This is a genomic window from Flavobacterium sp. SLB02 (assembly GCF_009664855.1).
Classification (GTDB): Bacteria; Bacteroidota; Bacteroidia; order Flavobacteriales; family Flavobacteriaceae; genus Flavobacterium.
The window spans coordinates 3,403,108-3,429,644 of record NZ_CP045928.1; the positions used below are offsets into that span (position 1 = coordinate 3,403,108).

The 26,537-nt window shown below is 33.4% G+C and carries 25 protein-coding genes; 15 read left to right on the plus strand and 10 right to left on the minus strand.

Features of this window, described 5'->3' with window-relative positions; all coding sequences use genetic code 11:
• The first annotated feature begins 77 nt into the window (after positions 1-77).
• The 6 genes from GIY83_RS12040 to GIY83_RS12065 all read left to right on the plus strand — a co-directional run bounded on the left by GIY83_RS12040 (position 78) and on the right by GIY83_RS12065 (position 4,739).
• Positions 78-584 carry a hypothetical protein gene (locus GIY83_RS12040; protein ID WP_208681532.1) on the plus strand — a complete coding sequence of 169 codons (507 nt, stop codon included), beginning with the start codon at positions 78-80 and terminating at the stop codon, positions 582-584.
• 6 nt (positions 585-590) lie between these two features.
• Positions 591-824, plus strand: coding sequence for a hypothetical protein (locus GIY83_RS12045; RefSeq protein ID WP_194615544.1), 234 nt, complete (start codon positions 591-593; stop codon positions 822-824).
• Between the two features lie 4 nt (positions 825-828).
• A complete protein-coding gene (locus GIY83_RS12050) occupies positions 829-1,407 on the plus strand; it encodes a hypothetical protein (protein WP_194615543.1) in 579 nt (192 codons plus the stop codon).
• Positions 1,408-1,983: 576 nt separating this feature from the next.
• A complete protein-coding gene (locus tag GIY83_RS12055; protein WP_194615542.1) occupies positions 1,984-3,516 on the plus strand; it encodes a S10 family peptidase in 1,533 nt (510 codons plus the stop codon).
• Between the two features lie 46 nt (positions 3,517-3,562).
• Positions 3,563-4,069, plus strand: coding sequence for a GNAT family N-acetyltransferase (locus tag GIY83_RS12060; protein WP_194615541.1), 507 nt, complete (start codon positions 3,563-3,565; stop codon positions 4,067-4,069).
• Positions 4,070-4,190: 121 nt separating this feature from the next.
• Entirely contained in the window at positions 4,191-4,739 is a 549-nt protein-coding gene (locus GIY83_RS12065; protein ID WP_208681534.1) for a HutD family protein, read from the plus strand.
• 151 nt (positions 4,740-4,890) lie between these two features.
• On the opposite strand, the gene GIY83_RS12070 is transcribed toward GIY83_RS12065, so the two are convergent.
• Positions 4,891-5,463, minus strand: coding sequence for a Crp/Fnr family transcriptional regulator (locus GIY83_RS12070; RefSeq protein ID WP_194615539.1), 573 nt, complete (start codon positions 5,461-5,463; stop codon positions 4,891-4,893).
• Between the two features lie 231 nt (positions 5,464-5,694).
• Between GIY83_RS12070 and GIY83_RS12075 the strand changes: the two genes are divergently transcribed.
• Complete coding sequence (locus tag GIY83_RS12075; protein WP_194615538.1) at positions 5,695-6,804, plus strand: polysaccharide lyase family 1 protein; 1,110 nt, start codon at positions 5,695-5,697, stop codon at positions 6,802-6,804.
• Between the two features lie 294 nt (positions 6,805-7,098).
• Here GIY83_RS12075 and GIY83_RS12080 read toward each other — a convergent pair whose 3' ends face one another.
• The 3 genes from GIY83_RS12080 to GIY83_RS12090 all read right to left on the minus strand — a co-directional run bounded on the left by GIY83_RS12080 (position 7,099) and on the right by GIY83_RS12090 (position 9,516).
• Entirely contained in the window at positions 7,099-7,482 is a 384-nt protein-coding gene (locus tag GIY83_RS12080; RefSeq protein ID WP_194615537.1) for a DUF3037 domain-containing protein, read from the minus strand.
• Positions 7,472-8,254, minus strand: a complete 783-nt coding sequence (locus GIY83_RS12085) for a HipA family kinase (protein ID WP_194615536.1) — start codon at positions 8,252-8,254, stop codon at positions 7,472-7,474. The genes GIY83_RS12080 and GIY83_RS12085 overlap by 11 nt, the downstream gene beginning before the upstream one ends.
• Before the next feature lie 404 nt (positions 8,255-8,658).
• A complete protein-coding gene (locus GIY83_RS12090; RefSeq protein WP_208681536.1) occupies positions 8,659-9,516 on the minus strand; it encodes an NAD(P)H-hydrate dehydratase in 858 nt (285 codons plus the stop codon).
• Positions 9,517-9,971: 455 nt separating this feature from the next.
• On the opposite strand from GIY83_RS12090, the gene gcvT reads away from it, so the two are divergent.
• From gcvT to GIY83_RS12105, 3 genes are all read left to right on the plus strand, one after another.
• A complete protein-coding gene (gene gcvT, locus GIY83_RS12095; RefSeq protein WP_208681539.1) occupies positions 9,972-11,054 on the plus strand; it encodes a glycine cleavage system aminomethyltransferase GcvT in 1,083 nt (360 codons plus the stop codon).
• Between the two features lie 272 nt (positions 11,055-11,326).
• Positions 11,327-13,357: a S41 family peptidase gene (locus GIY83_RS12100; RefSeq protein ID WP_194615533.1), complete on the plus strand. Its 2,031-nt coding sequence runs from the start codon at positions 11,327-11,329 to the stop codon at positions 13,355-13,357.
• A 471-nt stretch (positions 13,358-13,828) separates the two neighbouring features.
• Positions 13,829-14,542 carry a YebC/PmpR family DNA-binding transcriptional regulator gene (locus tag GIY83_RS12105; protein WP_059118580.1) on the plus strand — a complete coding sequence of 238 codons (714 nt, stop codon included), beginning with the start codon at positions 13,829-13,831 and terminating at the stop codon, positions 14,540-14,542.
• A 57-nt stretch (positions 14,543-14,599) separates the two neighbouring features.
• Here the strand turns inward: GIY83_RS12105 and GIY83_RS24920 are convergent, their stop codons facing one another.
• Positions 14,600-14,743 (minus strand): hypothetical protein, encoded by a 144-nt coding sequence (locus tag GIY83_RS24920; protein WP_229029091.1) that lies wholly within the window; start codon positions 14,741-14,743, stop codon positions 14,600-14,602.
• 577 nt (positions 14,744-15,320) lie between these two features.
• Between GIY83_RS24920 and GIY83_RS12115 the strand changes: the two genes are divergently transcribed.
• The gene (locus tag GIY83_RS12115; protein ID WP_194615600.1) at positions 15,321-15,518 is read left to right on the plus strand and encodes a hypothetical protein; all 198 of its coding nucleotides are present in this window, start codon (positions 15,321-15,323) and stop codon (positions 15,516-15,518) included.
• 100 nt (positions 15,519-15,618) lie between these two features.
• Here the strand turns inward: GIY83_RS12115 and GIY83_RS12120 are convergent, their stop codons facing one another.
• The 4 genes from GIY83_RS12120 to GIY83_RS12135 form a co-directional block, all read right to left on the minus strand.
• Positions 15,619-16,536 (minus strand): LamG-like jellyroll fold domain-containing protein, encoded by a 918-nt coding sequence (locus tag GIY83_RS12120; RefSeq protein ID WP_194615532.1) that lies wholly within the window; start codon positions 16,534-16,536, stop codon positions 15,619-15,621.
• Positions 16,537-16,968: 432 nt separating this feature from the next.
• Positions 16,969-17,898, minus strand: a complete 930-nt coding sequence (locus tag GIY83_RS12125) for a LamG domain-containing protein (RefSeq protein ID WP_208681541.1) — start codon at positions 17,896-17,898, stop codon at positions 16,969-16,971.
• Between the two features lie 375 nt (positions 17,899-18,273).
• A complete protein-coding gene (locus GIY83_RS12130) occupies positions 18,274-19,314 on the minus strand; it encodes a PLP-dependent cysteine synthase family protein (protein WP_065447924.1) in 1,041 nt (346 codons plus the stop codon).
• Between the two features lie 70 nt (positions 19,315-19,384).
• Positions 19,385-21,445, minus strand: a complete 2,061-nt coding sequence (locus GIY83_RS12135; protein ID WP_208681543.1) for a S9 family peptidase — start codon at positions 21,443-21,445, stop codon at positions 19,385-19,387.
• 144 nt (positions 21,446-21,589) lie between these two features.
• Here GIY83_RS12135 and GIY83_RS12140 point away from each other — a divergent pair, with 144 nt between their 5' ends.
• Entirely contained in the window at positions 21,590-21,910 is a 321-nt protein-coding gene (locus tag GIY83_RS12140) for a YbaB/EbfC family nucleoid-associated protein (protein WP_065447922.1), read from the plus strand.
• Between the two features lie 12 nt (positions 21,911-21,922).
• Positions 21,923-22,897, plus strand: a complete 975-nt coding sequence (locus GIY83_RS12145) for a hypothetical protein (protein WP_194615529.1) — start codon at positions 21,923-21,925, stop codon at positions 22,895-22,897.
• 98 nt (positions 22,898-22,995) lie between these two features.
• On the opposite strand, the gene GIY83_RS12150 is transcribed toward GIY83_RS12145, so the two are convergent.
• Positions 22,996-24,015 carry a low specificity L-threonine aldolase gene (locus tag GIY83_RS12150; RefSeq protein ID WP_194615528.1) on the minus strand — a complete coding sequence of 340 codons (1,020 nt, stop codon included), beginning with the start codon at positions 24,013-24,015 and terminating at the stop codon, positions 22,996-22,998.
• A gap of 552 nt (positions 24,016-24,567) precedes the next feature.
• Here GIY83_RS12150 and prfB point away from each other — a divergent pair.
• Together prfB and GIY83_RS12160 are read left to right on the plus strand one after the other, a co-directional pair.
• A protein-coding gene (gene prfB, locus GIY83_RS12155) for a peptide chain release factor 2 (protein WP_194615527.1) occupies positions 24,568-25,666 on the plus strand; the annotation gives its coding sequence in 2 pieces (ribosomal slippage) (positions 24,568-24,630 and positions 24,632-25,666; 1,098 coding nt in all).
• Positions 25,667-25,670: 4 nt separating this feature from the next.
• Positions 25,671-26,525 (plus strand): hypothetical protein, encoded by an 855-nt coding sequence (locus GIY83_RS12160; RefSeq protein ID WP_194615526.1) that lies wholly within the window; start codon positions 25,671-25,673, stop codon positions 26,523-26,525.
• Positions 26,526-26,537 lie beyond the last annotated feature (12 nt).

A 26,537-nucleotide genomic window follows, 5' to 3' on the forward strand; every position in this document is an offset into this window, starting at 1 on the left:
TTTTCTAAGATACTATTTTCATAATTTCTATATTAGCTAGCTCGAGAGTAATTACCAATTATTAATCTTATCGTAAAATGGCAATCTGGCAATATCTTTTAATCGTTATTCCTGAAAATTCTATTGATAAAAATTACAATATCTTTGAAAATAATGAAACTGAATTTTTACCAGATACTGATTCTTTCTGGGAAAATTTTGATGGAAATATTTCTTCTATTATTTCCGAAATGGATCAAATAATAAAAAGAGCTGATTGGGGTAATGATACTTTTATAAATTGGAAAGGCAATGGAAGTAATGAAGAAGATAATGATGCCTGTCTTTGTTTAAATGACAATAAAAGTCAAATTGAGGAATTTCATTTTCGTATTGATTTAAGAAAAGCGTCCAATATTATAAATGTTCTTCAAGCGATTTTAAATCTCTGTAAAAAAAATCAATTTGTTTTGATTGATTTAAAAGGGCAAATCTTTAAACCAGAAATAAAATATATTATTGAGAGTTTGAAAAGTTCAAATGCAATGAAATTTATTGCTAACCCAATATTATTTTTTGAGAATTTAGAAAATAAAGAAAATTAATTTCAAATGAAAAAAGAACATAGGATCATACTTGATTTATTAGAAGAGTATTTAGAAAAAAATCCAAGTCAAAGATTTGGGCAAGCTCTTTTTAATTTAGGTGTTAATCAATTTCAGGAAACTACTGATCCAAGAAATCCTAATTATAATTTAAGAGATATCCACAGTGACCATGATTTAGATATTATTGAAAGAATTAAAAATCAATTAAATTGGTTTGAATCTCAAAGAAGCAAATAATCTAATGACAGAGAAAAACCAAATTAAAAGAATAATTCAACTTACTATTGTGGGAGGATTATTTATTTTTATCCTTTACAGATCATATCAGGCAGATAATGTTTTTGCTCCTTTTTTCTACATCATTTTAGGCGTTTTAGAAATTATCTTGTTATCAAATATAATTCCTGAAAATTTTAAAATTTTCAAAAAGCATAAAAATATTTATAATTTACTTCCAATTTTATTAGCTCCTTTCATTATCCTTTTTACTTTAGGGCTTTATCTTTATTATGAAAATTTAGAAAATTCTAAAACATACATTCACGCCAGAGGAAATGGATTAATTATCGACTTAAAAGAAGATGGAAAATATATCATTAAAAGTGGAAGCTGGGGAGGACGAACTCATCATTACGGAAATTACAAAATAAATGACAGTATCATATTTCTTGATCATAAGAAGTTTGGAAAAATAAACATATCTGGTCAATTTAAAAAAGGGAAAATTTACATTGATAAAGAAAAAATAAGCGAAAATGTGCTTTTTCAAACTAAAGAAAATAAAATTTTAGAGAATACAGAGTATTTCTACATTAATTAAACCTTCTTTTTAATTGCTTTATTTAATAGAGAATGCACTTGCTTTGCCAATAAAATTTAAATCATGGAGAAACTTTTCCTTATAATATTAATTATTCAAATGCTATGTTATGGAATTGCGGATCACTTTAAAATTAAATACGGTCGTTTCATAATTTTGTCAATATTTTTATCGCTTCCTTTAATTGTCTTTCCTCTTTATTTTGGAGTTGATGAAAATATAAATTCCCTTTTCTGCTTTTATAATGCATTTGCTTATTTTGAAATTTATTGGAGTATTGGAATCTCTATTGTTTTATTAACTCATCTTACGTACTGCTATTTGCTTAATCAAAAAAAAAAATAAACTGTAAAGTTTTGATTAAAGCCATTCTTTAATATTTTTTTTTCTCTAGCTAAAACGGAAGGTTATTCAATAAAAAACCAGAAACTTCCTTACTAAACAATTTCATAAAAAGCCCTAGTCTTCTTAAAGACTAAAATCATCACTTACTATTTTTTTATATCTTTAAAAACTCAAATTCTAGTCAACTGTTTAGAACATCAAAATCCCAAATAATAACATACCAATACTTCTATGAAAAAAACTTTAATTTCATTCCTTTTAGTTGGATTTTTTATCTCATACGCTCAGGAGTCAAAACCAAAAGCAGCCGATAAACCGCCGGTTGCAAAAGAAGAAAATTCACCTGCTAACCTTACTTTCAATCCGGATTCTCAGGTTATCACAAATCATACCACCACAATAAAAGGACAAAAAGTTCCTTATAAAGCAACAACCGGGACGATGCCAGTCTGGGACGAAGACGGAAAAGCAATTGCCGGATTATTCTATACCTATTATGAGCGCTCTGATGTAAAAGATCGGGATTCACGTCCTTTAGTTATTTCATTTAATGGTGGTCCGGGTTCTGCTTCGGTTTGGATGGAGATTGCTTACACAGGACCAAGTTTGTTAAATATTGATGATGAAGGATATCCTGTGCAGCCTTACGGAATAAAGGAAAATCCTTATTCTATTTTAGATGTTGCTGATATCGTTTTTGTAAATCCTGTCAACACAGCTTATTCAAGACCTACAAGCAAAGAAATCCCTACTACAAAGTTCTTCGGCGTAAATGCAGACATTAAATACTTAGCCGATTGGATCAATGGTTTTGTAACCCGCTCTAATCGTTGGGCTTCACCTAAATACCTGATAGGAGAAAGTTATGGCACAACCCGTGTTTCTGGATTAGCGCTTCAATTACAAAACAATCAATGGATGTATCTCAACGGAGTGATTTTGGTATCTCCTACTGATTTAGGGATAACCCGTGGCGTTGTTTCTGATGCTGCCCTTAAACTACCCTATTTTGCAGCTACTGCCTGGTATCACAAAATGCTTAGTCCTGATCTTCAAAACAAAGATTTAACCGCTATGTTACCCGAGGTTGAAGATTTTACCATCAACGAACTTCTTCCTGCATTAAGTAAAGGGGGATCATTGGAAGAACAAAAAAGAAAAGAAATTGCCACTAAAATGGCACATTATTCTGGTATTTCTGAGAAAGTAATCCTGCAAAATAATTTAGACGTTCCGTATGATTATTTTTGGAAAGAACTATTAAGAGATCAAGGTTATACAATAGGAAGACTTGATTCAAGATACAAAGGAATTGACCGTAAGGATTCTGGTGAAAGTCCGGATTTTAATGCCGAACTTACGTCTTGGCTACATTCCTTTACACCTGCCATCAATATGTATGTTCGTAATAATCTTAATTACAAAACGGACTTTAAATACAATATGTTTGGTGCTGTACATCCCTGGGACAGATCTAATGATAAAACAGGGGAAAACCTGAGACAAGCCATGGCTCAAAATCCATATTTACATGTAATGGTGCAATCAGGATATTATGATGGTGCCTGCGACTATTTTAATTCTAAATACAATTTATGGCAAATGGATACAAGCGGAAAACTAACCGATCGAATGTCATGGAAAGGCTACAGAAGCGGTCATATGATGTATTTGAGAAAAGCTGACTTAGAAGCTGCAAATGAAGACATCAGAACATTCATAAAGCAATCATTGCCTAAAGCTGGTGAACCTGCAAAATATTAAATCTAATTTCTAATTTAAAGAAGCTAAATTACAAGTACTATAATTCATGATTACAAAAGCAACATTACAAGACATTCCATCATTAAACATATTAATAAACTCAGCCTACAGAGGCGAAACTTCTAAAAAAGGCTGGACTACAGAAGCTCATTTATTAGAAGGAAAAAGAACCACCGAAGAAGAACTAACAGAAATGATTTTAGATCCTAAAAATACATTCCTGAAATTTACAGAGAACGACAAAATTATCGGATCGGTTTTATTGGTCGAGAAAGAGCATCAGTTGTATGTGGGAATGCTTACTGTTTCTCCTGAATTACAAAATAGCGGTATTGGAAAAAAGATGTTGGCAGAGGCGGAAATTCATGCTAAAACTTTAGGATTATCTACGCTTAGTATGACGGTTGTTTCAGTTCGTTCAGAACTTATTGCATGGTACAAACGTCATGGTTATGTTGATACAGGCGAGAGAGAAGCTTTTCCTTCAAGTGATATTCATATTAATATTTCTGATAAACCTTTGGAATTTATTCATTTAGAAAAGAAAATCTAAGTTTTTTTTGCCACGAAGGCACAAAGACACAAAGGCTTTATCCTATAAGTGATACAGCTCATTTAAAAGCGGGGCTAAGGATGTATCAAGAAACTTGAAATCTTATTAAAATATTCAATAAATGAACATACGCCTTTTGCCTAAAAAAGATAGTACGGCCTCTATTTGGAGCGGCGGATTGACCTATGAATATATGATCTATCCGAAAACAGCACACTATATTAATCGGGATTTTATCTTCAGAATAAGCAGTGCTACAATAGAGCAAGTCCCTTCAGAATTTACCCAATTTAAGGGTTATCATCGCTATTTGGTGATGCTTGATAACTGCTTAGACATTGAGGTAAACACAGAGAAAAAAAAATATGAGAAGTATGAAATCATGAAATTTAAATCCGATGATGAAGTGACTTCTTATACAAAAGGTACTGATTTCAATTGGATGGTTTCTGAAAAAATAAGCCATCATAAATTGATAATAACCAATAGTAATCAGAATTGTAATGCTGCAATAGTAGTTTTATATTCTTTAGATAAAGCAGTCATTAAAATTAATGAGAAGCCGTACGATTTAAATCCTTATGATTTATTAGTCGTTGAAAATCCAGAAAAGAAAAATATCATGCTTCATTTTTCTAATGAATGCCTCTTTGGGATATTGGATTTTTAATTTGAAATTTTTCAGGTTTCAGGTTTAACCGCAAAGTGCACTAGGATTTACAAAAGGGTCGCTAAGTTTTTTTTAATCTCGCAAAGACGCGAAGACGCAAAGTTTTATTTTTCTTTGCGGCTCTGCGACTTTGCGAGATTCTTTTAATATGTTACACGCATTTTCTTTTAATCTTTGATAAAAATTCGTGCGAGACACCAAGATAAGACGACAAATTTCTGTTGTTGATTTTATCTACTTTGTGAGCATACTTTTCGATAAACTCCAGATATCGCTGTTTCGAGGTTTTGTTTAAGACATCTATAAGTCGTTGCTGTATGGCAATGTTGGCTTTTTCGACCATAATGATGTGAAACTGGATTAGCTTGGGTACTTGCTCAAATAAGATGGTTTTGTTGGTTTTATTAATGACCAGGATTTCGCTATCTTCAATTGCCTTGATGTTGTAGGTTGTAGGCTTTTGATGGTAGAAACTTTCAAGGTCACACATCCATTCGTTTTCGAACGAAAAGAAAATTACACTTTCGGTGCCGTTATCATTCAAAATGTAGGTTTTGAAAGCACCTTTTAAAATAAAGCCTTCATAGGAACTGTTTGAGTTCTGGATCTGTAAAAATTCATTCTTCTTGAGTTTGATGAACTCGGCTTTTTCAACAATAAAATTCCATTCTTGATCTGTTAACGGAATTTTGCGCTCAATACTTAATCGTAGGTTTTTATACATGTGGTTTTTTACTTTTATTCTTACTCAGGGGCGTAAGTAGGTGAATGAATGAAAAATAATGTAATCGATTACGTAAAAGTATTCTTTTTATGCATTTTTGTAAATTAACAACTGTTAAAAAAACACTTTTAATCAATTTATTTTCAAAATATTGAACTTGTTCAACTTTTTAGCAAATAATTATAGTCAGTTTTGCACTGTTAAATTATATAAACCCCCAAATTTATTATTATGAAAATTAAATCAACATTCTCAGTGTTCCTGTTAACTCTGATTTTAGGTTTTGCATCGTGTAACAACGAAGAAATTGCTTCTTCTGCAAATGATGAGAGTACTAGTATTGAAACTACACCTGTATCTGGTAATGTAACTGCAAAAATTGGTAACTGTGCTCAGGTTCCGGGATGGGCTTCACAAAACGGAAGTGTAACCGGTGGAGGATCTGCTGCTGAAACAAATGTTACTACTTATGCCCAATTGAAATCTGCAATTGAAAACAGTTCTGTAAAGGTCATCAAAGTTACGGGTACCATTACTGTTACAACAAGATTATCATTACAGGATCAAACCGGTAAAACTATTTACGGTGCAAATGGTGCGAAATTAGTTTCGACCAACCAAACTAAAGAGGCTTCTGGGATTATCAACATCAAAAGATGCAAAAACTTAATTATCAGAAACCTTATTTTTGAAGGACCCGGAGCTTATGATACTGATGGATGGGATAATGCCATTCTTGACGAATGTACAAACGTATGGGTAGATCACTGCGAATTCAGAGATGGTGTCGACGGGAACTTCGACATTAAAAACAAGTCTGATTATATCACGGTTTCTTACACTAAATTTGGCTACCTAAAAGCACCAAAACCAGGTGGATCAGGAGGTTCTGATGATCACAGGTATTCAAACCTAATTGGCTCAAGTGATGGTGCTACAGGAGATCGTGGAAAATTAAGAATTACTTTCGCTCGTTGCTGGTGGGCTCCGGGATGTAAAGAAAGAATGCCAAGAGTACGTTTTGGAAAAGTGCATTTAGTAAACAACTTCTTCAACAGTACAGTAAGCAACAAATGTATTGCTGCAGGTTTTGAAGCTGATATTCGTGTTGAAGCAAACGTTTTTGAAGGTGTAAAAACTCCAATCGATTTAATGACTGGTTATACAGCTGTTACAGCAGTTGATAATGTTTTTACTAATACTACAGGAAATCAGGCAGGAAGCAAAACTGCTTTCACTCCTCCTTATTCAATTGTAAAACTGGATAAAACGGCTGTGAAAGCTGATGTTTCGGCTAATGCAGGGGCTACTTTAGGCGGCAACATCTGCGGATCGTTTTAATAATATGAGTTAGTTTTTTAGTTTTTTTTATTTTAAACCATATAAGTTATATGAGGAAATTTAAGTCACCAGGCTTATGATTTCTTAATATTATTTATATGGTTATTTTTTTACTGCTTTTTGCCACAAACGCACTAAGCCGCTAAGTTTTTGTTTTAGCCTATTTTTATAATCTCGCAAAGACGCAGGGTCGCAAAGTTTTTTTCTTATATTTCTTTGCGATTTCGAGTCTTTGCGAGATTATTTTAAGTAAAAGCTTAAATTTTCTTATATAACTTATATGGTTTAAAACGATTATAACACCTGTTCTTCAAACAATCGCTGAATCGTTTTTTCTAAATCCTGAGATAATCCTGAATGTGGTCTGGAAGTTTGAATGGCCGAACTTCTAATAGCGGTTAGCCAGCGAAAACGTTCCGGAATATCCATTGCTCCAATTGGGCCGCTGTCTTTGGTTCCGTTTACTATTTTTTCTAATGCGACTACGTTACAATGCAGCTGTTCGATATCAAAATCGTTTGATAAAGCTTCGACTTTCGCATCGTTTATGTGGTGTAATACTTTTATAAATTTGGCTCTTTTACAAAACAAAATGATTCCGATATTCAGGAATTCTTCGCGCTCCACTCTGGGTACCACACGAATTACGGCATACTCATATAAGTGACTATCTTGCATTTTGGGCTTGATTTACAAAGATTTCTGAATTGTTTAATCTAGTTTGCAAAAACTGTAAGTATACGTTTCGCAAGGCTTCCGGCGTTTCATCGCTGTCTTCCCATTCCAGCCATTCTAACGGAATTGTGTTTACAATTTCTTCGAGAATTTCTGGTGTCAAAAGTGCTTTATATTCGGCATCGACTTCTTTTAAAAGCGAGGCTTGTGGTAATAAAACGTGGTCTTTTATCAATGCAAACGGACTTTTGGCGTGTTGTTCCCAATTGTTCCAGGAATGATGAAAATACAAACATGCACCGTGATCGATAAGCCATAATTCTTTATGCCAGATCAACATATTGGTATTTCTAAATGTACGATCGACATTGGTAATGTAAGCATCTAACCAAACTATTTGCGAAGCTAATTTTGGGTCTACAGTCGTTACAACAGGATCAAACGTTATGGCTCCTGATAAAAAATGCAGTGCCAGATTTAATCCCTGGCTTCCTTGCAGTAAATCCTGAATTTCTTCGTCGCCTTCGTTTCTGCCAAAAGCTTCGTCGAGATTAGCGAAAACCAATTCTGGTAATTGTAGTTTTAAGGCTTTTGCTATTTGTCCGCCTACTAATTCGGCTATAAGGGCTTTTACGCCGTGACCGGCTCCTCTGAATTTTAAGACGTATTTAAAATCGTCGTCGGCTTCTGCCAAAGCGGGTAAAGAACCGCCTTCGCGTAAAGGTGTTATATAACGGGTAACGTTTACCGTTCTGAGATCGAAATTGTTTTTCATAAGCAGTATTTACTGGAATACAAACTTACGGATTTTGATTTTAGATTCGTTATTTTACCGCAAAGAGCGCTAAGATTTTACGCAAAGTTCGCAAAGTTTTTTGATTATTTGAAAGGGCGCAAAGCTTGAGACTTTGAAGGGATTGTAAAAAAGTACGCGGATGAAACGGATTCGCTAAAGCGAAGACGCAGATGTAATACGGATTTTTAATTTTTTGCTTGCGTTTTTTTTCAGGAGCTAATCCCGCACCCGAGCCTGAAAGTGCGAACTGGCCAAGCAATCCGTTCCAATCTTTTGTGTCCGCCGCGGCGGACACAAAAGGATTTCCACTGCTATCGGGGCTATGGGAATCATTTTCATAACAATATTTTCATCTAGTTTGTCATTGTCAAATTTTCAAATTGTCAAATTATCTCATTTTCTAATTCTAAAAAAGCTTTCCCAAGATTCTCAATAATATCAGAAGCAATAAACGATTGATAACCGGTTTGTGGTAAGGCAATATCAGCAGTTAATCCGTGGATGAAGACGCCTAGTTTTACCGCATATCTGGGTTCGTAACCCTGTGCTATAAAACTTGTGATGATTCCGGTTAGAGTGTCGCCGCTTCCGGCTGTGGCAAGTGCTGCGTTTCCGGTGGTGTTTTCGTAAATTTCGGTTTTGTTGATAATGTAGGTTGGTGCGCCTTTCATGACGATGATTAGCTTGTGTTTTTCGGAAAAAGCGATTGTTTTTTGAAATTTTTCCGATTCTGAATTCCATTTGCCTATTAAGCGTTCGAGTTCTTTTGGATGAGGTGTCAGAATTGTGTTTTCGGGAACTAATGCTAACCATGATTGATTTTCGGCGAGAATGTTTAAGGCATCTGCATCGAGTACCAAAGGTGCTTTGTTGATTCGTAAAAATTCGAATAAGGCCTTTTGTGTTCCCAGCTCCTTCCCTATTCCCGGGCCAATTGCGATGGCTTGTGGCGGAATGGGAAAATGAATATTGGTGATAAAATTGGCATTTTCATCGTTTACGACCATCACTTCGGGGATGGAGATTTGGAGAATTTGATACCCGCATTTTGGTGTAAAAGTCGTTACGAGTCCGCAACCTGATTTTAAGCAGGATTTTGAGGCTAAAACGGCTGCTCCTATTTTGCCGTAACTTCCGGCAATAATCACGGCATGTCCCTGAAGTCCTTTATGTGTATGCGGATTTACGGGTTTGTAGAATTTTAGAATTTCTTTTTTGGTGATTAAAAGCGGATCTTTCATTTGGGTTATTTGTCTAAATTATTTTAATTTTTTAATCGCTTTTGGATTTAGGTTAATGCTTAATTATGACGCTGATGAAACGGATTTACTTCGTAAAAACGCGGATAAAAACAGATTTTTTAATTGGCTGTTGCATATGTACCTTAATTTATTAACTATAAAAAATTAGTTAATTAAAGTTACACAAAAAATTGAAAAGGAAAGTGTTTCTTGTTTACTGAATGCCCTAGCCCGGATTGCACTGGAAAGCCCGGAGTAAAAAAAGCAAAAGTTTCTTGTTCAAAAAAAGCGACCAACGGAAGCTCTTTTTAGAACATTAGAAACTTTGCTTTTTTTATGAGGACATGTAACGAAAAGCTTGAATTGCTCCTAATCATTGCGAAATTTATAATTTAGACTATCATTTTTAGATATTTTTTGAATAAATTTGCGACACAATTTTATAAAACAACACAATGAAAAATACTGCGCTTACGCACATACATGAGAGTTTGGGAGCGAAAATGCTGCCTTTTGCGGGTTATAATATGCCTATTACTTATGAGGGAATTAACGCTGAACATGAAACAGTTCGTACTGGTGTGGGCGTTTTTGACGTTTCGCATATGGGTGAATTTTTGTTGACGGGTCCAAATGCTTTGGCTTTGATTCAGAAAGTGACTTCGAATGATGCTTCGACTTTGACAATTGGAAGAGCGCAATATTCTTGCTTGCCTAACAATGAAGGCGGAATCGTAGATGATTTGATTGTGTATAAAATGAAAGAGGAAGAGTACTTATTGGTTGTAAATGCTTCGAATATTGATAAGGACTGGAACTGGATTTCTTCGCACAATGATTTGGGTGTTGAAATGAAAAACCTATCGGATGATTACTCTTTATTGGCTATTCAAGGGCCAAAAGCTGTTGAGGCAATGCAGTCTTTATCGTCTTTAGATTTGGCTGCGATTCCTTATTACCATTTTGAAGTAGGTGATTTTGCTGGTTTTAGTGATGTAATTATCTCTGCAACTGGTTATACTGGTTCTGGCGGATTTGAAATTTACTGCAAAAACGCTGATGCGGAAGCGATCTGGAATAAGGTTTTTGAAGCTGGTGCAGCTTTTGGGATTAAACCAATTGGTCTTGCTGCCCGTGATACTTTGCGTCTTGAAATGGGTTTCTGTTTGTACGGAAATGATATTAATGACTCGTCTTCTCCGCTTGAAGCTGGATTGGGTTGGATTACTAAGTTCACAAAAGATTTTACCAATTCTGAAGGTTTGAAAAAACAAAAAGAGGCTGGTGTTACTAAAAAATTAGTGGCTTTTGAAATGCAGGAACGTGCAGTGCCAAGACATGATTACGAAATTGTTGATGCAGCGGGCGAAGTTATTGGTATTGTAACATCTGGAACAATGTCGCCTTCTATGAATAAAGGTATTGGTTTAGGATATGTTACGGTAAACAATAGCGCTGTTGATAGCGATATTTTTATTAGAATTAGAAAAAATGATGTTCCTGCAAAAGTGGTAAAATTACCTTTTTATAAGAAATAGTTTTTTATTAAAATAAATTAAAAATGCACTACATTGATTGTAGTGCATTTTTTTTTGCCTCGACCCGAGCGACAGCGAACAGGCGAAGCAAATCAGGATTTTTTTTTATTGAAGCGCTATCTAATAATTCGTGAATTCGGAGCTAATTTTTTTAGTAATTTGAGAATTGACTACTAAAAACAAATTGTTGTGATGTAAGAAATTTTAGAAAAATTGTAACTTTTTATCAAAAAATAAAGTGTAATTTTAGTCTAAACGAAGATTTTCGATTTATGAAAAAAATATTATTAGTATTGATGCTGGTTACCAATGTTCTATTTAGCCAAAATAGTGACAATACATGTGAAATACTAAACAAAATAAATGCGCTTATTCAGGAAGAACATATTAGACCTAAACTAGTAGATGATAGTTTGTCGGTTTTTGTTTTCGACAATCTGATCAACGAATTAGATCCTTCGAGAAACATATTTTATAAATCTGAATATGACGAATTAGCCGATAAATATCGTACCAATCTGGACGACCTTATTCTGAGCAATCATTGTGATTTTTTAGCCGATATTACATATGTTTATAAAAAGGGACTTTTGAGAACTAAAACTGTTCTTGAAAAAATTCAAAAAGAACCGATGGATTATACTAAAAAAGACACCATCAGGTTTTACAAAAAATCCTTTGCTTTTTACCTTAAAAAAGAAGATCTGGAAAAAGTATGGTCTAAAAAAATCCGTTATCAGATTCTGGATGAAATTGCTGAATCCAGTGATAATTTAGATTCTCTTAAAACTAATTTTAAGTCGATTGAGTTAAAGTCTAAAAACTTGATTGTTGCTAACGAAATCTGTAGAATCAATACGCTTTTAGAAACCAATACAAAACAGGAGGAAAAACTCTATAATTTTTTTTGTACTTATTTTGATCCACATACTGCTTACTTTAGTGATGATTCTAAAACGAGTTTTGTTGCTTCGTTATCCAAAGAACATTTGTCTCTGGGGATGACGGTGAGTCTAAACGAAAAAAATGAAATTATTATAGCTGAACTTGACCCCAATGGCCCGGCTTATCAAACGGGACAAATAAAAAAAGGGGATCAGATTGTTTCGATATCCAATCAAAAGGAATCCCTTCAGGTTTCCTGTGCTTCGATAGAATCTATTTCGACCATGATTTTGTCTGAATCGAATAAAAGTATTACGCTTACGCTAAAGCGAAATTCGGGCAAAAGCTTTGATGTGTATATTGAAAAGCAAGTGATGAAGGATGAAGATAATTCGGTTTTTAGTTTTATTATTGGTAAAGACAGTAAAATTGGATACATCAAAATACCAAGTTTTTATGCTGACTTAGATGGCAATAGCCGAAAAGGTTGTGCTGATGATGTGGCGCGAGAAGTGATAAAACTGGAAAGAGATAATATAAAAGGTCTTGTAATTGATTTAATTGATAACGGCGGCGGATCTATGGAAGAAGCCATAAAACTAGCCGGAATGTTTATCGATTATGGCCCGCTTTCTATTGTGCTAGACAATAAAGAAGGAACATCGGTTATTAATGACCCTTATAAAGGTTTGATTTATAAAGGTCCGATTGTGATTCTGGTAAATAGTAATACGGCTTCGGCAAGTGAATTTTTCTCTTCAATTCTACAAGATTATAATCGTGCCTTATTACTAGGAAGCAATACACTTGGAAAGGCTACTATGCAGACAATACTTTCGCTTGACGAAACTAAAAACACTGACTTTTTGAAAATAACGATTAATAAATTCTACAGGGTTACAGGAAAAAGTCACCAATATGTTGGAGTAAAACCCGATGTAGTTTTACCTGAATTTTACGAAGGAGTTTATCAAAAGGAAAGTGATTTTCCAACCGCTATTAAAAACGATAGTATTCAAACCTCTTTAAAATTTAGACCTTACGTAAAAAGAGCTCTGATTGATAAACTGGCAAAAAATAGTACTATGAGATTGGCCGATAATTACTTTTTTAATAATATAAAAAAGATAAATCTTAAAATTGATCAGCTTGTTAATACGCCAAAAGCAGAGATTCCGATGACTTTGGATGCCGTTTTTAAACAGAAAAAAACCGTAAATTCTCTTTGGAAAGAAATCAATACGTTTAATGATGAAAATAATCCGTTAGACGTTTACAACTCTACCGTAAATCAGTTTTTGTTAGGCGTTTATCCTAATGACAAAACTATCAATCAATACCAGATTAATAACTTAAAAACAAATCCGTACCTGAATGAAGCGGTGAATGTTATTAATGAGTTTAATGCTATGAAATAGCGATTTTTGTTTCAGGTTTCAGGTTTTGAAATGGGAATAAAAAATTAACCGCAAAGAACGCTAAGATTTATATCCTTTGTTAGCTTTATAAAGAATGGAAAGTTCGCAAAGCTTTGTCATTTCTTAGCTTTGTGAACTTTGCATTATTTAATCAGTTACAAACTTTGCGAACTTTGTGAATCCTTTGTGTTCTTTATGGTAAAATTTCACAGTAAAAACTTTATCATTCAGCTTTGTAAACTTGGCATTCTTTAATCAGTTACAAACTTTGTGCGCTTTGTGAATCCTCTGTGTTCTTTGTGGTAAAATTTCACCGCAAAGCTCAGTCATTTCAGCTTTGCAAGATTTGCGTAAATCTTAGCGATCTTAGCGGTTAAATTATTCACAAAACATAATTCAAAAAAGAATACAATTGATTTTGCTAAAAAAAGGAATAACCGTATTTTTGCATCTCAAAACTAAAAATTAGAAATGGGAAGAGCGTTCGAATTTAGAAAAGGAAGAAAAATGAAACGTTGGTCAGCAATGGCTAAAACATTTACCCGAATTGGTAAAGACATCGTTATGGCTGTTAAAGAAGGCGGTCCTAACCCTGATGCCAATTCTAGATTAAGAGCTGTAATACAAAATGCAAAAGCCGCTAACATGCCTAAGGACAATGTGGAGCGCGCAATAAAAAATGCAAGTAATAAAGATACTGCCAACTATAAAGAGATTTTGTTTGAAGGATATGCTCCTCACGGAATTGCTATTTTGATTGAAACTGCATCTGACAACAATAATAGAACTGTAGCAAACATTCGTAGCTATTTTAATAAATGCAACGGTACAATGGGAACTCAGGGTTCTGTTGAATTTATGTTTGACCATACTTGCAACTTTAGAATTGCAAAAGGAAATCTTGATCCGGAAGAACTAGAATTGGAACTAATTGATTTTGGTGCTGAGGAAGTTTTTGAGGACGAAGACGGAATCTTAATCTATGCTCCTTTTGGAAGTTTTGGTGCTTTGCAAAAAGAACTAGAAAACAGAGGTCTTGAAATTTTATCTTCTGGTTTTGAGCGTATCCCGCAAATTACCAAAGAACTTACAGAAGCTCAAATCGCTGACGTTGAAAAACTAATCGAAAAAATTGAAGAAGATGATGACGTAATGAACGTTTATCATACTATGCAGGAAGCATAATTTTCTCTTTTTTATAAATATCAAAAGCCCTGAAATTTTCAGGGCTTTTTTTATAGCTTAATAAGGCAAATCATCAACGGGAATATTGATAAAATCAGGCTCTGGCGTACTCTCAAACTGAATTGCCTGAATCTCAAGATGACCTTCAAGCAACGCCTTAATTACCCGATGCATTCCGTCCATAAACATAGGTCTGAACATAAAATAATAGGATACTTTAAATCTGCTTCCTGAACAAGTTTCATATGGTTAAGAACATCTGCACAAGTTGGTAAATTCGTATTATATTCAAAACAATAAGGCTAATTTACTTCTTTAATATCAGACAATAAAATACTTTTTACCGGTAGATTTTTAGATAATTCAATTAATCAATGAACATCCCAGGCCTTTAGTCCTTGTTCGCTTTTACGTAAATTATATTGTTTTTCTCATAGTATTTAGTCAAACATATTTATTGCTAAGAAATAAAAAATTTGCGAGAGATTTACGTCAATTAAAATAAACTATTATATTTACGCATCTCAAATTTAAATTATATAAACTTAAAATAACAAATCATGCAAACATCAAAATATACAAGATACGCCGTAATTGTTCTGGTAATTCTATTTGTAGTTCTTAGCGTAATAAGCTAAAAATCAGCATTGGAAAAATTGAATTTCTTAAAGGCTCTTTGCTTTGTTTCATTGTTTATATATACTCTAAATAGCATCTGGATCGTTTAAAACTCATATTATGGCATATATTTGTTCGAAAACAAAAATCAAAGATATTTATGAAAACATCTAAATACACTAAAGTTGCCGTAATCATTATGGTTATTTTATTTGTTGTTATTAGCGTCGTTAGTTGTAGTACTCATGTTCACAATAGCAATAATGGTAATCAAAAAATTCCACCAGGACAAGCAAAAAAAATGTCAGGAAGTAAAAGTGCAAAAGCATATGCTCCCGGACAACAGAAAAAAAAATAATAAAAAACGCCTTCTATACATTAGAAGGCGTTTTAATTTGCAAAATTTTAATGTAATTCTAAAAATGTAATTAGAAATGAACATTTTATTATATTTTTAATTACTTTTTCGCAGGATTATTTGTTACTTTTATCAAATAAGTCCCTTCCGGTAAATCTCCAATATTAGAGGCATTACTTCCCGCTATTTTTCGTCCCTGAGAAAAAACCTCAACCGTTTTAGAACCAGAATTTGTTTCTGTAGCATTTGCAGAACCAGAAGCAGGAGACTTTGCGGCAACTTTAGCTTTTGCAGTTATTGCAGGATTAACCTTTTTTACTGTATTAGAAGACTGAACATTTTCAGTTTCGCCAGTGGTAGTTGGTTTCGAGCTATTATAAGATTCCATCACTTGCTCATCTGTCATGGCAACATTATAAATTTTAAGATCATCGATATCAGCATTGATTCCCGTTGTGGTGTTTATTATTCCCAGCCTTAAAATATAACCTTTCGTTAAACGAGGGATTTCATTAACCGATTTTAATAATTGACCATTACGGTATACTTTTGAAGTATTTCCGTCGTAAGTAATACTATATTGATACCAAACGTCTTTTAGAAGCGGAACCGAAGCTATCACATTATTAGTATCTCCCCAACCTACCAAACTTACATCAGAATTACCTCCAGCAGTTGCTTGTTGTACTAAACCAAAGTATTGTGTATTTACGGCAGTTCCGTAGCCTAAAATATAGTTTACAGCATTAATAGCATTAAACTTCACCCAAATTGATATTGATCTGGGCTTATTTCCCTGCGGAAGATCACCTATCATACCTTGCAACGTTTTGTTGGTAAGACGCTGTGCTCCTTTTGCAACGCCCATTCTGTCATTTACAAAATTGGCAACACCAAGAAACGAGATGGTATTATCGGCACTAGTCAGGTTTCCGTTAAAATTGAATTCCTGAACCGGATTCTGGGCATTGGTATTTAAAAAACTTACAAACAGTAATGTCAGTAATAATTTTTTCATAGGTAACAGATTTTAGGGGATTTAAAAAAGTGTTCTTTCACAAACACCAAACTATATTATCATGCAAAAACTCAACAAATCTCAGTATCACAAATCATTATAATTAATGATGCAAATACATTTAGAATTCAGGTATAGTTTCAGAAATTTTGTTAAAACTATAAATTTTATTCAAAGCTACCAAACCCTTACTGAGTATAAGTACGATATTCTTATTTAAATTAATAAAATTCAAAACTAAATGACATTATCCGATTCATTTGTAAAAACATCTTTACAAAAAATCATTTACAAACAAAGAAATAATCAAAAAAGCCTTCTAAAGTAAAACTTTACAAGGCCTTTTACTATCCAAAAAAAAATTAACTGAGACTAAAACAATATAAAAAATAAAAAAAAACCTAACTATTGGTTATAAACCAAATCTTGTTTTTAATTTGAAGTTATCTTTTTTGATGGTGCATTTGTTATTTTTAGCAAATACGTTCCTTCAGGAAGATCATTTATACTCATTGTATTATTATTGTTCCCGTAAATCTTTTGACCTTGCGAGAACACCTCAACATTCTTCGGGACATCATTAACATCAGCTGTCGCAATAATATTTGACGAAGCAGCTTTGGCAGCGGTTTTTGTTTTTACCGGTGCTTTTTTTACTGTTTTTGCAGTAGCAGCTTGCTCAATAACTGCAACAGAGTTAATAACAGCTTTAGAACTATTGTACAATGCCAACACTTGCTCGCTGGCCAGGGCAACATTATAAATTTTTAAATCGTCTATATCTGCATTAATACCCACGGTTGTATTTATTTCACCCAGCCTAAAAATATTACCTTTAGTAGAGCGCGTAATTCCTTCTGCAGATTTTAACAATTCTCCATTACGGTATATATTAGACACTTTTCCGTCGTAGGTTATTGTATAATTGTACCAAGTATCTTTTGCAAGAGGTGTCGAAACAATAACATCATTAGAAGCTCCCCAACCTGCTAAACTTAAATCTGAGTTAGAAGAATTCGTTCCTTGCTGCAATAAGCCACAGTATTGCGTATTATAAGCTGTACCGTAACCCCAAATATAATTTGCTGAAGCAATATCGTTTAATTTTACCCATACACTAACTGATCTTGGGCTATTACCCTGAGGAAGATCATCTACAACAGCTTCCATAGCTTTATTAGTTAGTCGCTGTGCGCCTTTTACCAATCCTGCTCTGTCTGTGACAAAATTGTTAGCACCAATAAAAGAAGTTGTATTGGCTGTATTATTTAAGGTCCCATTGAAATTAAACTCCTGAATTGGATTTTGAGCATTAACATTCAAATAACTTACAAACAATAAAGTGAGTAGTAATTTTTTCATAATAGTAGATTTAGGGATTAAAAACATTGTGTCTTTTTAACACTGCTAAACTATATTATTATGTATGGGACCTAAAATTTATTCGACAACGAACCTAAATAATCGTTTAAATAACCAAAACGATAATTTAAAACGTTTAATTGTATTTATTTATACTAATACCTAATTTATCAAAAGAGTAAATTAAACTCAAATAAAATTATAATTTCTTACGTATAAATACGGTATTCGCAAATAAACACAAAACATTAACATACGTCAACAAGGTCTGTTTTATAAGTATTACACATTCATGATCAACACTTTAAAAAAATGCAAAAAAAAGCTCCATTCGATTTTACGAATGGAGCTCTATATTAAAAAAAAGCAGTTGAACTACTTTACAAATTCAATTTTTTGAACTTCTTCTTCATTGACACTGTCAAAGAACCCTTGTTCATTCATCCAGTCATCGCTAAATACTTTACTCATATAGCGAGAACCATGATCAGGAAAAATAGCAATAATATTACTGTCTTTTGTAAACTCACCTTCTTCTGCATATTGCTTAATTGCCTGCATTACCGCTCCGGAAGTATACCCTACAAATAATCCTTCCTTACGGGTGATTTCTCTGGCTGAGTGAGCACTTTCTTCATCAGTTACTTTAATGAACTTGTCGATGATATCAAAATCTGTAGCAGACGGGATCAGGTTTTTACCTAAACCTTCTATACGATACGGATAAATTTCTTTGTTATCGAATTCTCTTGTTTCGTGGTACTTCTTTAAAACTGACCCGAAAGCATCTACACCTAGAATTCTAATATTTGGATTTTGCTCTTTTAAGAATTTTGCAGTTCCGGAAATTGTTCCTCCCGTTCCGCTACAAGCTACAAGATGTGTAATTTGTCCTTTTGTCTGTTCCCAAATTTCAGGACCTGTAGTATTATAATGGGCATCAATATTCAATTGATTAAAATACTGATTAATGTAAACTGAGCCTTTTGTTTCTTCGTGCAAACGTTTGGCTACGTTATAGTAAGATCTCTCATCATCTGCCGAAACGTGTGCAGGACAAACATAAACCTTTGCTCCTAAACTTCTCAACATGTCAATTTTATCTTTCGATGATTTTGAGCTTACTGCCAATATACAATTATACCCTTTTATAATGCTTACCATTGCTAAGCTAAAACCCGTATTTCCTGATGTCGTTTCAATGATAGTATCACCTGGCGTCAGGATTCCTTTTTTCTCAGCTTCTTCGATAATATATAACGCTATTCTATCTTTTGAGGAATGTCCTGGATTAAAAGCTTCTACCTTTGCGTAGAAATTACCTTCTAACTCTTCGGTAATTTTATTTAGCTTAATAAGTGGGGTATTACCTATTAACTCTAAAACATTATTATAAGCGTTTATTTCTTCTTTCATAAAAAAATAGTTAATCGAAGGTATTTTTAAATACCCTTGATAGGTTGCAAATTTAACAAAAAATTTCTAATTAGCTTTTAATTTTTTCTAAATCTAATAAAAAACTAAATTCCTTTGCTAAGTCTCTTAAAGCCTCAAAACGTCCAGAAGCTCCGCCATGCCCGGCATCCATATTGGTATCTAAAAATAAAAGATTATTATTTGTTTTTAGATTCCTTAACTTCGCCACCCATTTAGCTGGTTCCCAGTACTGTACCTGAGAATCATGCAATCCGGTAGAAACATACATGTTTGGATAGTTTTGCGCTTTTACATTATCATACGGTGAGTAAGATAACATATAATCGTAATATTTTTTATTGTTTGGGTTTCCCCATTCATCGTATTCTCCAGTTGTTAACGGAATACTGTCGTCTAACATTGTTGTGATAACATCAACAAAAGGCACCTGAGCGATCACCCCGTTATATAATTCCGGAGCTTCATTTATAATTACGCCCATCAAAAGTCCTCCTGCAGATCCTCCTTCAGCATATAAATGTTCAGGAGATGTAAATTTTTCGTTAACTACAAATTTAGAGCAATCAATGAAATCTGTAAAGGTATTTTTCTTTTTTAACAGTTTTCCATCTTCATACCATTGTCTTCCTAAATCTTCCCCGCCTCTAATATGTGCTATGGCGTAAACAAAACCACGGTCTAGCAGAGAAAGTCGTGTAGAAGAGAAATAAGTATCCATTGTAATTCCGTACGATCCGTAAGCGTAAAGCAACAACGGATTTTTACCATCCTTCTGTAATCCTTTACGGTAAATCATCGAAATAGGCACTTTTACACCATCTCTGGCAGTTGCCCAAACGCGCTCTTCAATATAATTTTCTTTATCAAATTTTCCGCCCAAAACCTGTTGCTCCTTAAGGATTTCCTTGGTTTTAGTTTTCATATTAAAATCGATTACAGACGAAGGCGTTGCCAGCGATTGATAGCTATAACGTAAAACATCTGTATCAAAATCGATATTGGTTGTCGTGTAAGCGTTGTATGTTTCGCTGCCAAAAGGAAGGTAATAATCTTCTTCACCATTCCACGGCATAATGCGAATATGATTTAATCCGTTTGAGCGCTCTTCTACGACCAGATAATTTTTGAAAATTTCGATATCTTCTAACAAAACATCTTCACGATGCGGAATAAGATCTACCCAGTTTTTCTTTCCAGTTTTATTTTCAGGCGTTTTCATCAACTTAAAGTTAGTCGCCTTGTCCTTATTCGTCAAAATGTAAAATGAGTCTTCAAAATGAGAAATACTGTATTCTAAACCACGTACACGAGGCTGAAACACAACAAACTCTCCATCAGGAGTATCAGAATTCAAAATTCTGTATTCCGTTGTCAAAGTACTTCCTGAACCAATCACGATATACTTTCTGGACTTTTCTTTACTTACAGAAACATTAAAAGTATCATCAGTTTCATTAAAAACCAAAACATCCTCTTTTGAAGCTGTATGTAATTTATGTCTAAAAACTTTATCGGCTCTTAAAGTAACCTCATCTTGTTTGGTATAAAAAATAGTATTATTGTCATTTGCCCATACTGAACCTCCCGTTGCATTTTCGATTTTATCTGCTAAAATCTCTCCTGTTTCTAAATTTTTAACCTGAATAGTGTAAATTCTTCTTCCTACTATATCTACTCCAAAACTGACAAATTTGTTGTTCGGACTTACGCTTAAACCTCCCAGTTTAAAGTAAGCATGCCCTTTGGCCAATTCATTGCAATTGAATAAAACTTCTTCATCTGCCGAAAGGCTTCCTTTTTTTCTCGAAAATATTGGGTAATCCTGACCTGTTTCGAAACGAGTGATATAATAATAACCATTATAAAAATAAGGAACTGATGAATCATCTTCTTTGATTCTGCCTTTCATCTCTTCATACAAATTTTCCTGAAGATCTTTTGTATGCGATGTCATACTCTGGTAATATGAATTTTCCTGATTCAGATAATCAATAACTTCAGGATTTTCGCGGTCATTTAACCAAAAATAATTGTCAATTCTTGTTTCTTTATGTTTTTTTAATGATTTAGGAATTTCTTTGGCTTGTGGAGCCATTATATCGTTTTGCATTGATTAAGCATTAGTTTTTAAATACGAAGGAGCAAAAATACTACAAAGACAATAGAACCAAATTAATTTTTTCATAAAATATTCTATTGATATCATAAAGCAATATACTAATTTTGTACGAAACAATTTAAAAAATCAACAAAAATGGATTTAATGGGAATGATGGGTAAACTTAAAGAAACCCAACAAAAAATTGAAGATACTAAGAAACGTTTAGATACTGTTTTGATTGATGAACAAAGCGCTGACGGATTACTAAAGGTAACATTAACTGCAAATAGAAAAGTAAAATCGATCTCTATTGATGATTCTTTGCTTGAAGATAAAGAACAATTAGAGGATTACTTAGTTGTAACGCTAAACAAAGCAATAGAAAGAGCTACAAGCGTTAACGAACAAGAACTTGATGCTGTTGCAAAAATGGATATGCCTATGATTCCGGGAATGGATAATCTTTTTAAGTAAGATACTTTAAACATGAAATTAACCTTCAAAACACTGGCAACTAGTTTTGCCAGTTTATTTTTATTTTCCTGTTCCAGTGATTCACCATCCACAAATAATGAACTGGTTAAAGATGACTTTAGTTATTTATCTGTAAATTTTTCAGGAAAGATTAACAAGATCGGAAACAACAGTGGTAAATTAACGCCATATGCACAATTTGAAGGCTTAACATCAAATACGATTAACTTAAGTACGATTGTTTCAAATTCTGAAAAAATATTTTTAATTGAGCATTATCCTCCCAATGATAAACTTTTTATTTTTGACAGAAATACCAAAACTACGACTTCAAAAAAATTAATTTATCCAAGTCAAATAATGGGCGAGGAACCCACTATGGTTTCTTTAAACTGGGATGATTCAAAAAAAATACTTTACGGAATAGTTCTTGGAACTCCTTATCTTGGCACATTTAAAGACAATTCTTATTTTGTAAAAATCGATCCAAATACATTTGAAGTCACCTATAAAGGTTTAAATTTTGATCAGACAGCATCGATTTCAAACTTTTTTAATGGCAGCAAAATCTATAGCTCTTACCCTACTACAGATACTTTTGAAATTGATGTAGAAAATAATACAGCCAAAAAAGTGTTATTTAAAAACTCAAAATTTACTTTTTCAAAAGCTGCCGTATACGATAACAACACTGTATATTGTTTGAAAAATATAGCTGGAACTGCTGGTGTAACGATTACCAAAATTAATCTTATCGATTACACTTATGAAGACTTTTTAAGCACTGAAGGATTAGGAAATGGTATGCAAAATGGCTCTGGATTTTTAGACAAATCAACAAACGAATATGTTTGTTATATGGTTAAAGACGGGTATTTTTCTCTTGTAAAATTCAACATTTTAACTAAAGAATATAAATATTTCAAACTCACCTCAAATTCATCAATTGATGACAATCTGGTGATTATTGATAAAGTAAATAATTAAAAAAGCAGGATTTAAATCCTGCTTTTTTTTTGATTCAAACAATCTTTTAAGTTTAAATAAACCTAACATAAAAACCTTTGCAACTTTGAACCTTCTTCCTAAAACTTCTGAAGCGTTTCAATCACATAAGTATGCATGACTTCTTTATAATCTAAATGCGTGACAACTCTAAGTTTATTATGTCCCATTGAGCTTATCAAAATATTTTTTAGTTTTAATTTTTCAATCAAAAGCTGGTCACTGTAACCTTCTGCCAATGAAAAAATCAAAATATTGGTTTCTACTGGTTCAATATGCGACACCCAGGGTTTTGTGCTTAAAATTGCAGCAATTTCTTTGGCTCTTCTATGGTCTTCTGCCAATCGTTCGATATTATTAGCCAATGCATATAATCCGGCTGCAGCCAAATAACCTACCTGACGCATTCCACCACCTAGTATCTTTCTGATTCTCAACGCTCTGTGAATATCAGCTTTGCTTCCTAACAAAATTGAGCCAATTGGAGCTCCTAATCCTTTTGATAAACAAACCGAAATAGTATCGAAAATAGCACCAAAATCTTTCGGATTTTGTCTTTTAGCCACCAATGCATTCCAAATTCTAGCTCCATCAAGGTGGAATTTCAAATTATTGGTATCACAAACCTTTTTTATTTCTCTTAAATCTTCCAGTTCATAACAAGCCCCGCCTCCTTTGTTGGTTGTATTTTCTACACAAACCAAACTCGTTAACGGACTATGATAAAACTCCGGATCATTAATCGCTGCCGCAACCTGACTTGCCGTAATCATACCTCGATTTCCATCTAATAAGCAGCAAGAAACGCCACTATTAAACGAAACTCCTCCACCTTCATAATTATAAACGTGGGCATATTTATCTGCAATTAATTGCTCTCCGGGCTGTGTATGTAATTTTATAGCGGTTTGGTTAGCCATAGTTCCTGATGGAAAAAACAGTCCGGCCTCCATACCAAAAAACTCAGCGACTCTGGTTTCCAACTCAATAACTGTAGGATCCTGTCTGTATACATCATCGCCAACATGAGCGTTAAACATATACTGCAACATTTCGTTGGTAGGTTTGGTAATAGTATCGCTAATTAAATTTATCTCCATATTCTAAAAAGTATATCTTTTTTGTACAGCAAAATTACGTATTACTGATAGTTATTCTTGGCAAGTTTTGCTAAAATTTAACTTGTAAATACAATTAAACTAAATTAACGTAATATTCACAAAAATCATATAAAACTAACATTAATATTCTAAAACTGGCTTATAATTTTAAAAACCAATTTGTTAGCAGAAATAATTACGGTTTATTTACAACCTATCAAAAATAAGCAAACAGCTGATAATCAGCCTTAAATTGTATTACCAAAATAAACTAAAAAAAAATGCATTTTTTTCTTAACTATAATAGGAATAAAACATTTTTTTATCTGATGTATAGATTCATTAAACAATTATTAAAAAACAAATTATCTTCTGTCGCTTATTTAATTCAAAGACTTTTTAAACTCGTTTTTTATATGTTAAAATTAATACGATAATATAAAAACTATATCTTATTTTTGTACAACAAAATTACATTTTACTAGTGAACTCTTTTTTGACAAATTAGTAATTAATGTAATATTCAAAAAACAAATAAAACATTATTAATTTATGACAACTACCGAACAAATAAAAGGTATTGTGGAGCGCCTTGGTGCGTTGAGGAGGTATCTTTGACGTTGATGCCAAACTAATTGAAATTGCCAACGAAGAAGAAAAAACCTTCGCACCAGACTTCTGGAACAATGCAAAAGAAGCAGAAGTCATTGTAAAAAACCTTCGAAACAAGAAAAAATGGATCGAAGATTACAACAAAGCCATCGAACTTACAGATGAATTGCAACTCGCGTATGATTTTTATAAAGAAGGAGAACTTTCTGCAGAAGAATTAGACGGACATTACAATACGACACAAGCTCATATCGAAAACATCGAGTTTAAAAACATGCTTTCAGACGAAGGTGACAGCTTAAGTGCCGTAGTGCAAATTACTGCTGGTGCCGGCGGGACGGAAAGTTGTGACTGGGCCGGAATGTTAATGCGTATGTATATGATGTGGGGAGAAAGTTATGGTTTTAAAATAAAAGAATTGAACTTTCAGGCTGGTGAGGTTGCCGGAATTAAAACGGTTACTCTGGAGTTTGAAGGCGATTATTCTTTTGGATATTTAAAAGGAGAAAATGGCGTACATCGTTTGGTTCGAATCTCTCCTTTTGATAGTAATGCCAAACGTCATACTTCATTTGCATCTGTATATGTTTATCCGCTTGTTGATGACAGTATCGAAATTGACATTAATCCTGCCGATATCGAGATCACAACTTCCCGATCTAGTGGAGCCGGAGGACAAAATGTGAATAAGGTTGAAACCAAAGTACAACTGGTACACAAACCAACCGGAATTCAGATTCAATGTTCTGAAACACGATCTCAGCAAGACAACAGACAACGTGCCATGCAAATGTTACGTTCGCAATTGTATGAAATCGAATTGAAGAAACAGCAGGCACAACGCGCCGATATCGAAGCCGGAAAAATGAAAATCGAATGGGGTTCGCAAATACGTAATTATGTAATGCAGCCTTATAAATTAGTAAAAGACGTTCGTACAGGTTATGAAACCAGCGATGTCGATGGCGTTATGAACGGAAATATCGATCCTTTCCTAAAAGCATTTTTAATGATGATGGGGCAAAAAGAGGAAGAATAAATAAATGAATAAATATATCAAAGGTTGTTTAGTAATAATAGGTGTTTTTATTACTCTGGTAGCAATAATGATTGGTTGGTTCTTTTGGTCATCAGATCACCGAAAAAAACAAGCAGAAATTGATGCAGTGGAGTTCTCAAAAGAATGCGATACAGTCAAACTTATTACTGAACAACCCGAGATTCAGTTAGCAAAATTCAAAAAGAATGAGATTAATATTCTTAAGTTTCAGATACTAAGAGACGGAAAATTAATTCATGACACATTAATTAAAAATGGGTTCAATAAAAGAACCAGTTATGATGAATATAAATCCATCAATATTCCTTATAAAACATTTTTGAAAACAGACACAATTGTAGTTACCACACAAAACAAATTGCATTATTATATTTCGGGCTATCATCATTATGCTTACTTACATTACGGAATGACGGGCTATGTTGGAAGTAATGACTGTAGATTTTCTGATAATCCTACAATTAACAATGAAGTTTTTTTACGACCGGTACTTTTCAGGGAACACGGTTGGATTAATCCCGAAGTATCGAAACATATTAAGAAAATTAGCGTATCTGATAGTGTAGAATATTATGGTTTTGCTAAAAAATGCAAAATAAAAATAAAAGATGCAGATCGTATCCTGAAAGAAAAAAGAAAAGATCAGGTTTTTAGATCCACCACAACGGATGGAATTGAGCTGGGCCCAAAAAACAGTTACTACATATTTGGTGAAGAAACTGAATCGGGAACACTTCCAGATGATTTAGTTCCCAGAAACCTTAAGCATTATGTGGTTAAAATAAATTGCGAAACCGGAGAATATAAACGATACGAAAATTATCCTTTTGATAATTAATTAATTATTTAC